The organism is Chryseotalea sanaruensis, assembly GCF_003990915.1.
Taxonomy (GTDB): Bacteria; Bacteroidota; Bacteroidia; order Cytophagales; family Cyclobacteriaceae; genus Chryseotalea; species Chryseotalea sanaruensis.
Genome location: NZ_BHXQ01000006.1, coordinates 158745 through 173494, shown reverse-complemented (window position 1 = coordinate 173494; position 14750 = coordinate 158745). Strand labels below are relative to the sequence as shown.

Annotated in this window: 11 protein-coding genes; 5 read left to right on the top strand and 6 right to left on the bottom strand. The window is 39.9% G+C overall.

Annotation, left to right across the window (positions count from 1 at the left end; genetic code table 11):
• Positions 1–20: 20 nt before the first annotated feature.
• The 3 genes from pgi to SanaruYs_RS16355 are packed head-to-tail and all read left to right on the top strand — an operon-like array spanning position 21 to position 3697.
• The gene (gene pgi / locus SanaruYs_RS16365; protein WP_127123674.1) at positions 21–1673 is read left to right on the top strand and encodes a glucose-6-phosphate isomerase; all 1653 of its coding nucleotides are present in this window, start codon (positions 21–23) and stop codon (positions 1671–1673) included.
• A gap of 56 nt (positions 1674–1729) precedes the next feature.
• A complete protein-coding gene (pfkA, locus tag SanaruYs_RS16360; protein ID WP_127123673.1) occupies positions 1730–2716 on the top strand; it encodes a 6-phosphofructokinase in 987 nt (328 codons plus the stop codon).
• 3 nt (positions 2717–2719) lie between these two features.
• Positions 2720–3697: an ROK family protein gene (locus SanaruYs_RS16355; protein ID WP_127123672.1), complete on the top strand. Its 978-nt coding sequence runs from the start codon at positions 2720–2722 to the stop codon at positions 3695–3697.
• A gap of 255 nt (positions 3698–3952) precedes the next feature.
• On the opposite strand, the gene SanaruYs_RS16350 is transcribed toward SanaruYs_RS16355, so the two are convergent.
• The 6 genes from SanaruYs_RS16350 to SanaruYs_RS16325 form a co-directional block, all read right to left on the bottom strand.
• Entirely contained in the window at positions 3953–5143 is a 1191-nt protein-coding gene (locus SanaruYs_RS16350; RefSeq protein ID WP_127123671.1) for a tetratricopeptide repeat protein, read from the bottom strand.
• A gap of 24 nt (positions 5144–5167) precedes the next feature.
• Positions 5168–7729, bottom strand: a complete 2562-nt coding sequence (gene gyrA / locus SanaruYs_RS16345; RefSeq protein WP_127123670.1) for a DNA gyrase subunit A — start codon at positions 7727–7729, stop codon at positions 5168–5170.
• A 158-nt stretch (positions 7730–7887) separates the two neighbouring features.
• Complete coding sequence (locus tag SanaruYs_RS16340; RefSeq protein WP_127123669.1) at positions 7888–8889, bottom strand: hypothetical protein; 1002 nt, start codon at positions 8887–8889, stop codon at positions 7888–7890.
• 146 nt (positions 8890–9035) lie between these two features.
• Complete coding sequence (rpe, locus tag SanaruYs_RS16335) at positions 9036–9686, bottom strand: ribulose-phosphate 3-epimerase (protein WP_127123668.1); 651 nt, start codon at positions 9684–9686, stop codon at positions 9036–9038.
• A gap of 36 nt (positions 9687–9722) precedes the next feature.
• The gene (locus tag SanaruYs_RS16330) at positions 9723–11357 is read right to left on the bottom strand and encodes a S8 family peptidase (RefSeq protein WP_127123667.1); all 1635 of its coding nucleotides are present in this window, start codon (positions 11355–11357) and stop codon (positions 9723–9725) included.
• Entirely contained in the window at positions 11344–12054 is a 711-nt protein-coding gene (locus SanaruYs_RS16325) for a hypothetical protein (RefSeq protein WP_127123666.1), read from the bottom strand. The genes SanaruYs_RS16330 and SanaruYs_RS16325 overlap by 14 nt, the downstream gene beginning before the upstream one ends.
• Positions 12055–12127: 73 nt before the next feature.
• Between SanaruYs_RS16325 and SanaruYs_RS16320 the strand changes: the two genes are divergently transcribed.
• Positions 12128–12685 (top strand): beta/alpha barrel domain-containing protein, encoded by a 558-nt coding sequence (locus SanaruYs_RS16320; RefSeq protein WP_127123665.1) that lies wholly within the window; start codon positions 12128–12130, stop codon positions 12683–12685.
• A 2-nt stretch (positions 12686–12687) separates the two neighbouring features.
• Complete coding sequence (gene ligA, locus SanaruYs_RS16315) at positions 12688–14700, top strand: NAD-dependent DNA ligase LigA (RefSeq protein WP_127123664.1); 2013 nt, start codon at positions 12688–12690, stop codon at positions 14698–14700.
• Positions 14701–14750: the final 50 nt, after the last annotated feature.

Here is a 14750-nt window from a genome sequence, read left to right as displayed (position 1 = left end):
CTGTCAATTAAAAATTAATCATGCTACCAGCTATCAACCCTACAGACACAAGCGCCTGGCGAAAACTTGAAATTCATTTTATGATGATGCAGGCCACACACCTGCGCGAATTATTTGCAGAAGATCCTGATCGCTTTTCAAAATTCAGTTTAACATTGAATGATATTCTGCTAGACTATTCAAAAAATTTAATTACCGAAGAAACCATACAATTACTTACTGAACTCGCAGCTGAAACGGAATTAGCACCCGCTATTCAGGCTATGTTTACGGGTAAGGTTATTAACCAAACCGAAGGACGCTCAGTACTACATATAGCACTCCGCAACCGAACTAACACCCCTATACTTGTTGATGGTGAAGATGTTATGCCGCTAGTGAATAAAGCACTGGAACAAATGCAGCATTTTTCAACAAGACTGTTAGACGGATCGCACACAGGTTACACTGGGAAGCGTATTACAGATATTGTAAACATTGGTATTGGTGGTTCGGATTTAGGGCCGCTTATGGTAACTGAAGCGCTAAAACCATATTGGCAGGGAATTACTCCACACTTTGTTTCGAATGTGGATGGTACACATATGGCCGAAACTCTTAAGAAAGTAAATCCGGAAACGACTTTATTTATCATTGCCTCGAAAACATTTACTACTCAAGAAACAATGACTAATGCGGAAAGCGCACGTAGTTGGTTTATTGATAAAACAAAAGATGCGAGTGCTGTATCTAAACATTTTGTAGCAGTATCAACCAATGAACAGGAGGTTGTAAAATTTGGTATTGATCCTGCCAACATGTTTGTGTTCTGGGATTGGGTAGGTGGCCGTTATTCGTTGTGGTCATCCATTGGCTTAAGCATAGCTTGTACTATTGGCTTCAAAAACTTTGAACAACTGTTGCAAGGTGCACATGAAATGGATGAGCATTTCAAAACTGCCAGCTATGAAAAAAATATGCCCGTGTTACTTGCACTCATAGGCATCTGGTACAATAATTTTTATGGTGCCGCTTCAGAAGCAATTCTCCCTTACGATCAATACCTGCATCGTTTTGCTGCGTACTTTCAGCAAGGCAATATGGAAAGCAATGGCAAGTCTGTAGATCGCAACGGTGAGCCAGTTACTTACCAAACAGGTCCAATTATTTGGGGTGAACCAGGGACAAACGGGCAACACGCATTTTATCAATTGATTCACCAAGGCACTAAGCTTACACCTTGTGATTTTATTGCACCCGCCTTTAGTCATAATCCTATTGGTGATCATCATGATAAATTGCTGTCAAACTTTTTTGCTCAGCCGGAAGCCCTTATGCATGGCAAAACATATGATGAGGTTGTTGCTGAATTAAAGAAACAGGGCATGAGTGCTGATGAGATTTCATTCCATGCACCCTTTAGGGTATTTGAAGGAAATAAACCAACGAATACACTATTGGTAAAACAAATAACACCTCAAACGCTAGGATCACTTATTGCCTTGTACGAACATAAAATTTTTGTTCAAGGTATTATCTGGAATGTCTTCAGTTTCGATCAGTGGGGTGTTGAATTAGGAAAAGTATTGGCTAAAAAAATTCTTCCTGAACTTACGCATCCAGGAGAAATTGACTCTCATGATGGTTCAACGAATGGCTTAATCAACCATTTCAAACGATTGAAGTTTGAATGATTAAGAAATTGTTAGGAAAGTAATACCCTTCCTGTATTTTTGGCGGGTTTCAATGTATGACAAACGAAAAAATTAAAAGAATTGGCGTCTTTACATCCGGTGGAGATGCGCCAGGTATGAATGCAGCCATCCGTGCTGTGGTAAGAACCGGTATCTACTATCAGAAAGAAGTATTCGGCATTATGCGTGGGTATGAAGGTATGATAGAAGGTGACATTGTTAAGCTCGGAGCAAGATCTGTGGGCAATATTATTCAACGCGGTGGTACTATTTTAAAAACGGCACGCAGTAAAGAATTTCGCACCAAGGAAGGAAGACTAAAAGCGTACAATAATCTAAAGAAGGAAGGGATAGATGCTTTAGTCGCTATCGGTGGTGATGGCAGCTTTACAGGCTTGCATTATTTAACAGAGGAGTTTGGAATACCAGCTGTTTGTATACCCGGTACAATTGATAATGATTTAACGGGAACTGATTATACTATTGGTTACGATACTGCAACCAATACTGCTGTTGAGGCTATCGATAAAATTCGTGACACAGCCCTTTCGCACAATCGTTTATTTTTTATAGAAGTGATGGGACGTAACTCTGGATACATTGCAGTAAACAGTGGTATTGCCGGAGGCGCTGCAGCTATTATTATACCAGAAGAAACCATGAGTTTTGAAAACCTCATGACATTACTTACAGCAGGTGAAGGATCCAGTAAGAAATCGAATTTGATTGTTGTTGCTGAAGGATCTAAGATTGGCGGTGCCACCGAGTTAGCTAAAAAAGTAGCGGAACGGTCTGACTATTTTGATATTAAAGTTACTGTGCTTGGGCATTTACAAAGAGGGGGATCTCCTACTTATTTTGATCGAGTGTTAGCCAGTAAACTAGGCGTAGCTGCTGTTGAAGGTATTTTAAAAGGTCAGACGGATGTAATGGTAGGTATACGCAATAGTAAAATTGTTTATAACAGTTTTGACAGCATCATTAATCATGTTCATGAAATAGATCAAGAATCACTTCGAATTGCAAAAATACTATCCATTTAAATTATGAAGGCAGTAACTGTAGGTATTGATATTGGCGGAACCAGCACCAAGTTTGGCGTAGTAGACCGCGAAGGAAATGTATTGACCCAGGGTAGCATTTCGTCTAAGACACATGATGACTCATTCGATGCATTTTTTGATGATATGTCTGCTGCCATTCGCCAAGCACTTAGTGAAATAGGGCCTGCCCATTTACTTGGCATAGGAGTAGGTGCCGCAAATGGTAATTACTATCATGGTACTATTGAGCATGCCATCAATCTTCCTTGGAAAGGAATCATTCCTTTAGCCGATATGGTGAAAAAGGAATTTGATGTGCCTTGTATTGTTACCAACGATGCTAACGCAGCAGCTGTAGGAGAAATGGTGTTTGGTGCAGCTAAAGGGATGAAAGATTTTATTGTGATAACTTTAGGCACAGGGCTGGGAAGTGGTATTGTTTGCAATGGCCACCTGGTTAATGGGAAGCACGGTATTGCTGGTGAAGTTGGTCATACCTCTGTTAATCCTGCTGGTCGCTACTGTAATTGTGGTAAGCGTGGTTGTCTTGAAACATATGTTTCTGCAACAGGTATTAAAAGAACAGTTTATAAATTGTTGGCTGACCATTTAGAGGACAGTGTATTGCGTGAGATCAGTTACGAGAGTCTGGACACCAAGATGATTACGGATGCTGCTTTGAAAGGCGATGTAGTTGCGAAAGCTTGCTTTGATTATTCTGGAAGAATTTTAGGTATGAAGTTGGCAGAGACTGCAGTACACACTGATCCGGAAGCTATCTTTTTATTTGGCGGATTATCGCTGGCTGGTGACTTAATTTTCAAGCCAACTATTTATCATATGGAGGAAAACATTATGCCTATTTTCAAGGGAAAGATCAAAATACTTCCTTCAGGTTTACAAAATCAAGCTGCCTCCATTTTAGGTGCAAGCAGTTTAGTGTGGGATTTTCTTGAGAAGAAATCTGCTGTAGCGAATTAAGTCTTTAGCGTTAAAAATTACTTTTATTTTTAAGTCTGTGGAATATAAATCCAATGTTGTTTAGTTAAGCCTTTTTTATTGCCTCACCTCTAATCCTAACCAAAGGAGAGGATTAACATGGAAGCTTAACTAACGACATTGGAATACAAATCTTGTAGAAAAAGTTAATGAAATAAAAAGAGGCTGCTCAATCGAGTCAGCCTCTTTTCTTTTTTATAGTGATTTAATCTTTAACGATAAAGACTACAGCTTTGATTAATTATCAACACCAAGTTCCTTCAATGTTTTTTCTATTGCAGCTGCTTTACCATCCTCTCCCAAGTAGTAATACATCATGCTTAATTTATCCAATACCTCAATGCGAGAGGTGGCATCATCAATTTTCATGCTGTTGGCTTTCTCCCAGTATGGAAGAGCTATCTTGTATTTTTCTACCAATAGCTTATCTAACTCAAGTTTTTTCTTTTGATCTTCTTTTGTAATGCCCAGGTTGTTCATTTCCTTCTTTACCTTTTCAGCATCAATCAAATATATCTGAGCAAGGTAATATTGGGCATCAAAATAGGCCGGATCAATTTTAAGCGCTTGTGTGTAGTTTGCTTTTGAGTCTTCCCATTTCTCTAATTTAGAATTAACATATCCTAAATAGAAGTGCAAGATTTTATTTTCTGGTTCCTTCGCTACAGCGGATTCCAGACCTCCTTTAGCATCATCAATTTTGTTTAGGTCAATCAACAAACCGATTTCAACTTTAGGAAAGTTTTCATCTGCCGGAAAAGCAGTTTTTGCAGTTTGAGTCCATTTCAAAGCTTCCTCTTTGTTTTCAAGGGGACCACTGTAGGTATTAATGATAAGTGAGTAAGCATCAGGTGATTTTCCACCTTTATCAATATATATTTTAAACTGATCTATTGCTGTCTGATATTCTTCCTTCTGATAATACGCATATCCTCCATAAAAATAAGCAGTTGAATCGTCAGGAATTATAGTTTGAGTTTTTTTAAAACCTGCAATAGCTGCATCAAAATCATCTTCCTGAAACGCGTTGGCACCTTGATTCAAATAGAAATTTGCCAAAATCAACATTTGCTGGGATTTTAATTGAGGAAGACCAACAGCATCCTGAATGAAGTATTCTTTGCCCTTAGACATACCATCAGCCTTTTCAAAAGCTGCTAAAGCTGTTGCTAAAGGCTCTGTTGCCAACGCTTTGAACTCTTCATTTGAAGTAGTATCCAAAGAGGCATAAACAAGACCTTTGTAATAAAAAGTCTTACCATCTAAAGAAAGCTTAGGATCGTTTTCTGCAAGGTCAACCATTTCTTTAGCCTCTTTCAACTTTCCATCCTTCCAAAAGTTAAGGACTTTATTCAGGTTCGGCTTCACAGGCTTTTGCGCAAATGCCAAAGCCGGAGCCAGTAATAAAATCAGAATTGCTTTTTTCATTTTAGTTCAGGTTTATAATCAAATTTAGTTATTGGTTTCTGGTGCTTCTGTTTCGGGATTTTCCGTATCAGGTATCTTATTTTCTGGCTCCGTGCCATCACCTAATTCAGTAGCTACTCCTTCTACTTGTTGTATTTTTTCAACCGAAGAAATGCTGTCATCTTCATTCAGTTTAATTAACCTAACACCTTGTGTTGCACGGCCCATAACACGCAATTCTTCAACTTTAATGCGTATAGTAATGCCTGAGCGATTGATTATCATCAATTCATCATCATCTGCTACTTCCTTAATTGCAACAAGCTTGCCAGTTTTATCCGTTACGTTAATGGTTTTAACACCTATACCTCCTCTGCGGGTAATGCGGTAGTCATCAATTGGTGAGCGCTTGCCGTAACCATTTTCTGAAACTACCAACAAGTTGGCATCATCGCGTGTAATACACACCATACCAATTACCTTGTCATTTTCAGAATCAAGTGTAACTCCGCGAACACCAGCTGCCATACGTCCCATAGGGCGAACATCGCCTTCATCGAAATGAACCGCTTTGCCTTCTGCTTTGGCAATGATGATGTGATTCTTTCCGTTGGTTAAAGAGGCATTCAATAAACGGTCGCCATCGTTAATAGTAATGGCATTAATACCTGCTTGTCGCGGACGTGAGTAAGCTTCGAGTGCTGTTTTCTTTATTACACCTTTTTCGGTGCACAGAATAACGTAGTTGTTATTGATGTACTCTTCGTCTTCTAATGATCTTACGTTAATAACGGCTCTTACTGTATCGCCAGATTCAATATTCAATAGATTCTGAATAGCTCTTCCTTTTGATACTTTGTTACCTTCCGGAATCTCATATGCTTTTTTCCAGAACACTTTTCCAGAATCGGTGAAGATTAGCAAGTAATTATGTGCATTGGCAATAAATAAATGTTCAGTAAAGTCATCGTCCTTCGTAGCAGCACCTCTCGAACCAACGCCACCTCTGCCCTGCGTACGATACTCTGATAATAAAGTACGTTTGATATATCCCTGGTTGGAAATGGTAATCACCATCGCCTCATTTGGAATCATATCTTCAGTCGTAATATCGTCTTCGGCCGGTATAATTTCTGTTCTGCGTTCATCACCATAACGTTCACGCAAATCACCTAATTCATCTTTGATGATTTGCATACGAATACCTTCGTTATTCAGAATTTCATTGAGACGGTCAATCAAGGCCATCACCTCTTTATATTCTTCCTGAATCTTATCACGTTCCAGACCTGTTAAACGCTGCAAACGCATCTCCAAAATAGCTTTGGATTGTATTTCGGATAATCCGAAACGCATTATTAATTCTCCTTTGGCTTCTTCAGGGTCTTTAGAATTACGAATCAATGAAATTACTTCATCGAGATTATCAAGTGCAATTAAGTAACCTGCTAAAATATGTGCTCGTTTCTCTGCTTCGGATAATTCGTATTTTGTTCTGCGAATCACTACTTCGTGTCTGTGTTCTACGAAGTACTTTATTAAGTCCTTTAAGTTGAGTGTGTATGGTCTACCCTTTACCAGAGCAACATTATTAATACCAAAGGAAGTTTGAAGCTGGGTGTACTTAAACAAGTTAGCCAATACCACATTGGGTATAGCATCTTTGCGCAGATCGTATACAATTCTGTAACCATCACGGTCAGACTCATCGCGAAGTGCAGTGATACCTTCTATTTTCTTTTCGTTTATTAGCGCAGCCGTTTTTTCAATCATTTGCGCCTTGTTTACCTGGTAAGGTATCTCGGTTACGATGATTTGATCTTTGCCCTTTTCATTGGTAACTATCTCTGCTCTTGAGCGCAACATTACTTTACCGCGACCAGTATGGTATGCTTCGCGTACACCGGAAACACCATAAATAATACCAGCCGTTGGGAAGTCAGGTCCCTTGATAAACTGCATAAGGGCATCGATAGTAATATCGTTGTCATCGATGTAAGCAATAACGCCATCAATTACCTCACGTAAGTTATGAGGTGCCATGTTAGTGGCCATACCTACTGCAATACCCGAAGCTCCATTTACCAATAGGTTGGGAAGCTTGCTGGGCAATACGGTTGGTTCGGTAAACTGGTCATCATAGTTCGGTTGGAAATCGACCGTATCCTTGTTTATGTCGGCCAGGATCTCTTCAGCTATTCTTCTTAATCGTGCTTCAGTGTAACGCATTGCCGCTGGTGCATCACCATCAACAGATCCGAAGTTACCTTGCCCGTCAACAAGTGGATAACGAAGGGACCAATCCTGAGCCATACGCACAAGGGTGTCGTAAATAGAGGCATCACCGTGTGGGTGATACTTACCCATTACATCACCGACAATACGCGCTGATTTCTTATAGGACTTATTGTAGTTAACACCCAACTCCAACATGCCAAAGAGTACCCTTCTGTGAACGGGCTTCAAGCCGTCTCGTACATCGGGTAACGCGCGTGAAACAATTACCGACATCGAATAATCGATGTAGGCTGTACGCATTTCATCTTCAATGTTGATCGGGATGATACTCTGTCTGCCAGGTTGCAGACTACCAGTTTCTTCTGCCATGTATACTTAAGTGGTTAAGGCTGTTTTCAAGCGCGCAAGATAGCAAATAAGCAGATAGAATGCGATGTTTAAAGACGAATTATAGAAGTATAAATGACTTGAGAATCAGTGATTTGTAGTTCTGAAAAAGCCTGCCTGAAAAGCGCTGAAAAAAGGACCTAATAAGGGTTTAGTTTCCTGCTATTTTTGCCTTTGTACTTGATAAGGGTGGGGTGGTTTTCTCCATAATATGGATTCTGTTTTTTATAGATAGGATGCATCCTGCTCCTATACTCTTTATTGCCGTGGGCGTGATTGACCTGCGCTCTGCACCCATCAATAACGCACCTGCGTAGTTCTGGAAAACGATAAGTAGCGCCAACATTTATATACAAGGCATTGAAGCGATGATTAATGCTTGTGTTAACTCCAATTGGCATTTTAAAACTTTTAATGTCATAGGAGGGGCGAATAAATAAACGGAAATATTCACTCATTTCTTGTTCAATAGTAAGACCAAAATTATAATTTACGCTGCGCTGTATTTTTGCCACATCAAAAACACGACCTGGCTTAAAACTGCCAATTTGTATGTCAGCCACCAAAAGGTTTTGTTTATAGCGATATACAGTTACACCTGCCATACCAAAATATTTCCGCATGAAGCCGCCATTCTTTATCGGGGCATAATTTTCAATAGATCCGTTGAAGGATCTGGGGCGAAAATCGCCAATCAACACATATTCGTAAGAGATCCCCCCTCCAATCCGGAAGCGTCTCCACTCATAATGCAAGGATGCCTTAATTGGAACTGAGATACCCCGTGAGCGAAAACCCAGTTTGGCGGTATCACTACTTACTTGGAAGGAGCCATCAGGAATCGGTATCAAGTCAAATGCAGACTGATTGAACCAATTAGTTATCTGAAAATTCCCGGTTGTGGGGGCGCCCAAAGGGCCACCTCCTGTGGCTGGAAATAACACTGGCTGACGACCTGGGTCTTGTCGAATTCCGTAACCATTCAAATTGTGACTAAGAGTATTAATAGCCATGCCTGAACTTACACTGAAAGTGATCATACTTAGCAATGGGATACCCGTTTTCTTCTTTTTTACATAGAAATACTCCAGGGGTATGGTTGCTTGCTTGTCTGACTCATACTGTGCAAAGAGCTCAGGCATCCCTATGAGGGTAAGCAAAAAGAACGGTATGAGCCTTCTTAGTTTCAGATTGTGAGAAGATTAAGCTTTAAAAATAGAAAAATTATGCGATAGTCGCAGGCTTAAAAGCAAAGACAATACCGATTATAGTAATGCAATGTCGAAACTTATAGAGTTTTTAATTGTGCGATTATGTCCTTCGGTTTTTCAGCACTAAACACAAAATTGCCAGCAACCAGCACGTTGGCTCCTGCCGCAATAAGTGCTTTAGCGTTATTTTGATTTACCCCTCCATCAATCTCAATCAAAGCCTTCGATCCGCTTGACTCAATCATATTTTTTAACTGCTTCACCTTATCGTAAGTACGCTCAATAAATTTCTGTCCACCAAAGCCCGGATTTACAGACATAAGACAAACAAGGTCTATATCCTGAATAATATCTTCCAGCGCACTAATGGGAGTATGTGGATTCACCGCTACGCCTGCTTTAATACCTAACGCTTTTATCTGCTGAATATTTCTATGAAGATGTGCACAAGCTTCAATATGAACAGAAATTATTTCCGCCCCCGCCTTATGAAAAGCTTCTACATATTTTTCAGGTTGCACAATCATGAGATGTACATCAAGGGGTTTAGTTGCATGACGTTTTATTGCTTCTGTAACCGGAATACCAAAGGAAATATTGGGAACAAAAATACCATCCATAATATCGATATGAATCCAGTCGGCCTGGCTTTCATTCAACATTTTTACTTCTTTTTCCAGGTTAGCAAAATCAGATGCTAGTACAGATGGGGCGATTAAAGCGCTCATGAATTTTAAATTTTGGGCAAAGATAGGCCTTAGATTTTAGCGGACGTTTATGATTTTGAAAATATCACTTTGACCGGCATGATTAATCCTGAACTGCAGCATACCTGGCGGTAATTCAGATATATCCATTCTTAGTCGTCCATCGTTGCGTATGGTCGAACCGTCTATTCGCTTCAAGAGCGATCCCTTCATATCCCATATCTCTATCTCCAAAGGTTCAGGTCGAAGCGACTGAACAGTTTCAATCATTACAAAACCGCTATCTGTCGGATTAGGATAAACCGCAAAACGTGTAGATTCAGGATGTTCCAAACCCGCTACTATTTCTAATTTTAATCTTACCTCAGCAAAATTCGGAATTCCATAGCCTAACTGATTGTTGGGGCTTTCTGCCAGCGAAGCAGATGCTTTGAGCACTTCAATAATTTCATCTTTTGTTAATGTGTCGTAGCGTTGTATGATGCCCGTAACCAAGCTGGCTAGCAGAGGTGAGGATACTGAAGTTCCTGAAGTAGTGCCTGTATTGCCTGTATTGCGCACCACAAAAGTGCCTGACCCCATTGCACTAAGATCTGGTTTAATTCTATTGTCGCTTGTTGGACCCACTGAGCTAAACCCGCTGCGCGTGCCAGTGGATGTAACCGAACCCACTGCAATAACACCCATAGCATCGGCAGGTGGTGTAACCAATTGCCAGGAATTGTTGCCTTCGTTACCGGCACTTACCACTACAACTATACCTTTATCTGATGCCAGTTGTGCTGCGCGTGTAACAACCGCAGTATTCCCATCTAATTGCAACTTTGTATAATCCATTGCTGCATTGTCGAAGGTATTATAACCCAACGATGCATTGATTACATCTACACCGGCACTATCTGCTCTTTCCGCTGCAAATAGCCAATTGTATTCTTCTATTCTGTATTCAGAACCAACATCTTCGGTCAGGTATAAATGGTAATCGGCATTGTAGGCGCCACCTGAAAAGCTTCCTTCAATAAAACCTGCCATTACACTTAATACCTCTGTACCATGATCATCATTTCGATATACATTGGTTTGTCTGTTTACAAAATTGTAAGTGTCTTTAATGTTATCCTGCAAATGACTGAAGGGCGCAACGGTATTTACACCTGGAAATCCTGAATCAAATACGGCAACATTTACACCTTCACCACGGATATTTAATTCGTGCATGGCATCCAAACCTAACATGTTTAACTGACTCGCTGTTTTAGTTCCTTTGGTGGAAGATATGCGTGCACTCAGATAAGCTGGACTGGCAGCCGCAGTACTACTGTTTAAAATACCCGGAGCAACCAAATCTACTCTATCGACAGAAGGAAGAGCCTCGATTGAGGTTAATTGTGTGGCATCGCATTGAATAAGCAAGGCATTAAACCAACGAGAAGTATAAAAAGTAAGTGCTCCGGTTTGCTGTACTTCATTTACATATGTGGCATTAACCGGCAAGTCTTGCGCAGTAATCGCAACTCCATTTTTGATTCTTCTATTAATTGCACGTTCTGATAAAAATGATTGGGGAGCTTCTACTGAAAAATTGGAGTTATTCTTATCCTTAAAAAAAACTATGTAGCGATTAACCTGCGCCTCTACAACAGAAGTGAGTGAACCCAAAATCAGTAGTAATAAAATTCTACAGGCGACCATATTCTATCAATACTTGTTCTTTAATAACACCACTCTCAATGATTTGTTGCCCTATACAAGATTGATTGTTACTACAATATACGATGGTTTCGACCTTTCGACTTACTAAACCAACACCTCTTACATAGATTTCATTCCGTACATCGTTACCTACAATAGGATCAGTTTCATTTCTCTGAATTACTTCTATGGCATCTGTGAAATTTAAGTTGCCCACGCGCAATGGCTGAGCATATAAACCTATAGTATAATTCTCTTGGCCAAAAGCATTGTAAATGTTTCCATCCCATGTACGATCTTCAGCTAAAGGAAGCGCCAACTTCACAAAGCTTATGTTACCCTCTTGTACTATAGCTTCCCGCTCGTTGAATAGTGCTGACCAGGTTTCGCTTGGCACCCACGCCTGATCTGCCGATGATCTTGTGCTGAGCTGAATAACGTATGTGAAATAACCTTTAGCCGAAGGAAGAGAATCGGTTATTTCCATTCTAAGCTGGTAACTTGTGCTCTCCCCTGCAGGGCCGTTTACATACTCCGTCTCGGTAATGGCATAAATGTGGTAGAGTCCCTCATGTAAGGGCATATATTCGTGGTCTTTCAACTGTACAATACCTTCCATTTCATCCGATTCGCATGAAATAGCGAGCAAAATTGCCAGTATAAAAGATAAAACCCTAAAACTCAGCTTCAAATTCATTCAATTGTAAATTCTGGATTTCATATTCTTACAAAGTTATTTTTTCTTTTCAACTTTGGCCATGCCTTTAAAAATGATTGTAAAAGTAGGTAAAGTCACCAACCTGAGCGATGCACGCTATTGCGCAGGTATGAATGTAGATTTATTGGGTTTTGTAACTGTTGAAAATCAGGAAAGTTATCTCCCTCCCAAGGAATTTCAAGATATACGAGGTTGGTTATCAGGCCCTCAAATTGTGGCTGAAATCTACGGACTTAGCAGTGCTTCGGAGCTGGCTGATATTATAGACAATTACAAACCTGACTATCTGGAGTTAAGCGAGAAAGAGCTACCATTGGTAGATGGCAGCCTTCCTTTGATTGTAAGATGGAGTAAGGGTGAGTTTGACAAAGCAATGGATATCCCTAATCTCTATGCTTTAATCGTTGACAAAACACAGTTAGACAATATTGGAGATACTAAAATCAAAATAAAGCTGTTAGTGGAAGCTGAAAACCTAAACGAAGTGGAAGCCGTTACTAACCGACCAGCAGTAAAGGGAATAGTACTAAATGGTACCCAAGAGGAAAGTCCGGGACTAAAAGATTATGATCATCTTTCTGAAATATTAGAACGTTTAGAAGTTGAATAAGTATGACTGAAGCACAAGCTGCCAAAGAGATTCTGGTATTAACCGAACAAATTAATTATCATAACGATTTATATTATCAAAAACATAAAACTGAGATATCAGATTATGAATTTGATCTATTACTAAAAAAACTGCAAGCCCTTGAAGAGCAGTTCCCTGCACTCAAACTAAATGACTCTCCCACGCAACGGGTTGGTGGTGCTATCACTAAAAATTTTCAGACTATTGTTCATCAATACCCCATGCTCTCTTTGAGCAACACTTATTCTGTGCAAGAGCTGGAAGACTTCGACAGCCGTGTAGCCAAAGGGTTGGATGGAGAAGCCTACGAGTATTTTTGTGAATTGAAATTTGATGGTGTTTCAATCAGCCTGATTTATGAAGACGGTGTATTAATTCGTGCCGTTACCCGTGGAGATGGTGTACAGGGCGATGATGTAACTACTAATGTGCGTACCATCCGTTCTATTCCACTAAGAATAAAAGGCAGTACATTTCCAAACAGGTTCGAGGTGCGTGGAGAAATTTTTCTTTCCAAAGAAATTTTCCTTCAACTCAATAAAGAGCGAGAAGATATTGGCGAAGAAAAGTATGCTAATGCCCGCAATACAGCATCTGGTACTGTAAAAATGCAAGACTCAGCTGAAGTGGCCCGCAGAAAATTAGATTGTTTTGTTTATTACCTGCTTGGGGAAGAAATTAACAGCAAAACACACGAAGAAAGTATACACAAACTTGAGAGTTGGGGCTTTCAAGTATCTCCAACTTACAGCAGGTGTGCCAATATTAAGGCTGTTATTGAGTATATAGAAAACTGGGAGAAAAAGCGTCTTGCCCTACCACTTGAGACTGATGGTGTAGTTATTAAAGTGAATCACCTTGAGCAACAACAGCAACTAGGGTTTACTGCTAAAAGCCCCCGCTGGGCAACATCATTTAAATACAAAGCTGAGAGTGTAAGCACAAAATTAAACGCCATTACCTACCAAGTGGGCAGAACAGGTGCCATTACACCTGTTGCTGAATTAGAGCCTGTGTTTTTAGCAGGTACTACTGTAAAACGAGCTTCGTTACACAACGCCAACGAAATTGAAAGATTAGGATTATGTATTGGCGATTATGTATTTGTAGAAAAAGGCGGAGAAATTATTCCAAAAGTTACGAGTGTAGATTTAAGTAAGCGCACTAGTGGATTATCTCCTGTTCAATACATTACACATTGTCCTGAGTGTGGCACTTTACTTGTGCGTGAAGAGGGTGAAGCACAACACTATTGCCCCAATACACTTGGTTGTGCTCCACAAATTCGTGGTCGTGTAGAACATTTTATTCAGCGAAAGGCCATGGATATTGATTCGCTAGGCGAGCAAACTATTAAGCAATTGAATGAACTCGGTTTGGTAAATAGTCCTGCCGATTTATACGATCTAAAAAAAGAAGATTTACTTAAGCTTGATAAAGTAAAAGAGAAGTCTGCCCAAAATATGTTAGGTGGCATTAACGCTTCTAAAGCTGCTGCTTTTGAAAGTGTTTTGTTTGGTATAGGAATCCGCCACGTAGGTAAAACTGTCGCAGAAAAAATTGTGCGACACTTTAAAAATATTGACAATATTGCCAATGCCTCAGTAGAAGAGCTACTGAAAGCACCTGAAGTTGGCGAGAAAATAGCACAAAGTATTTTCAACTTTTTTCGCGATGAAAGAAGCAAACTGGAAATACAAAGACTGCGTCAGGCTGGCTTGGCCATGGAGAGCAGTGCTAAAGAACCAAAAAAAGAGAGTGATATACTGAATGGCAAATCATTCGTGATCTCTGGTGTTTTCCAAAATTATGAGCGCGACCAATTGCAAGATATTATTCTTAAGAATGGTGGACGCATTTTATCTTCCGTTTCCGGAAAACTTGACTATTTAGTAGCTGGTGATAATATGGGGCCTTCTAAAAGAGAAAAGGCAGAAAAACTCGGAGTTAAGATCATCTCTGAAAAGGAGTTCGAGGAACTTTTAAAAGGTTGATTCGGATGACTCCATTAAAAAACACTAAATTGAAGGCTTGTTATTTAATC

Coding starts and splice junctions, on each gene's coding strand:
- pgi (WP_127123674.1), top strand. CDS start 21: ATGCTACCAGCTATCAACCCTACAGACACAAGCGCCTGGCGAAAACTT.
- pfkA (WP_127123673.1), top strand. CDS start 1,730: ATGACAAACGAAAAAATTAAAAGAATTGGCGTCTTTACATCCGGTGGA.
- SanaruYs_RS16355 (WP_127123672.1), top strand. CDS start 2,720: ATGAAGGCAGTAACTGTAGGTATTGATATTGGCGGAACCAGCACCAAG.
- SanaruYs_RS16350 (WP_127123671.1), bottom strand. CDS start 5,143: ATGAAAAAAGCAATTCTGATTTTATTACTGGCTCCGGCTTTGGCATTT.
- gyrA (WP_127123670.1), bottom strand. CDS start 7,729: ATGGCAGAAGAAACTGGTAGTCTGCAACCTGGCAGACAGAGTATCATC.
- SanaruYs_RS16340 (WP_127123669.1), bottom strand. CDS start 8,889: ATGCCTGAGCTCTTTGCACAGTATGAGTCAGACAAGCAAGCAACCATA.
- rpe (WP_127123668.1), bottom strand. CDS start 9,686: ATGAGCGCTTTAATCGCCCCATCTGTACTAGCATCTGATTTTGCTAAC.
- SanaruYs_RS16330 (WP_127123667.1), bottom strand. CDS start 11,357: ATGGTCGCCTGTAGAATTTTATTACTACTGATTTTGGGTTCACTCACT.
- SanaruYs_RS16325 (WP_127123666.1), bottom strand. CDS start 12,054: ATGAATTTGAAGCTGAGTTTTAGGGTTTTATCTTTTATACTGGCAATT.
- SanaruYs_RS16320 (WP_127123665.1), top strand. CDS start 12,128: ATGATTGTAAAAGTAGGTAAAGTCACCAACCTGAGCGATGCACGCTAT.
- ligA (WP_127123664.1), top strand. CDS start 12,688: ATGACTGAAGCACAAGCTGCCAAAGAGATTCTGGTATTAACCGAACAA.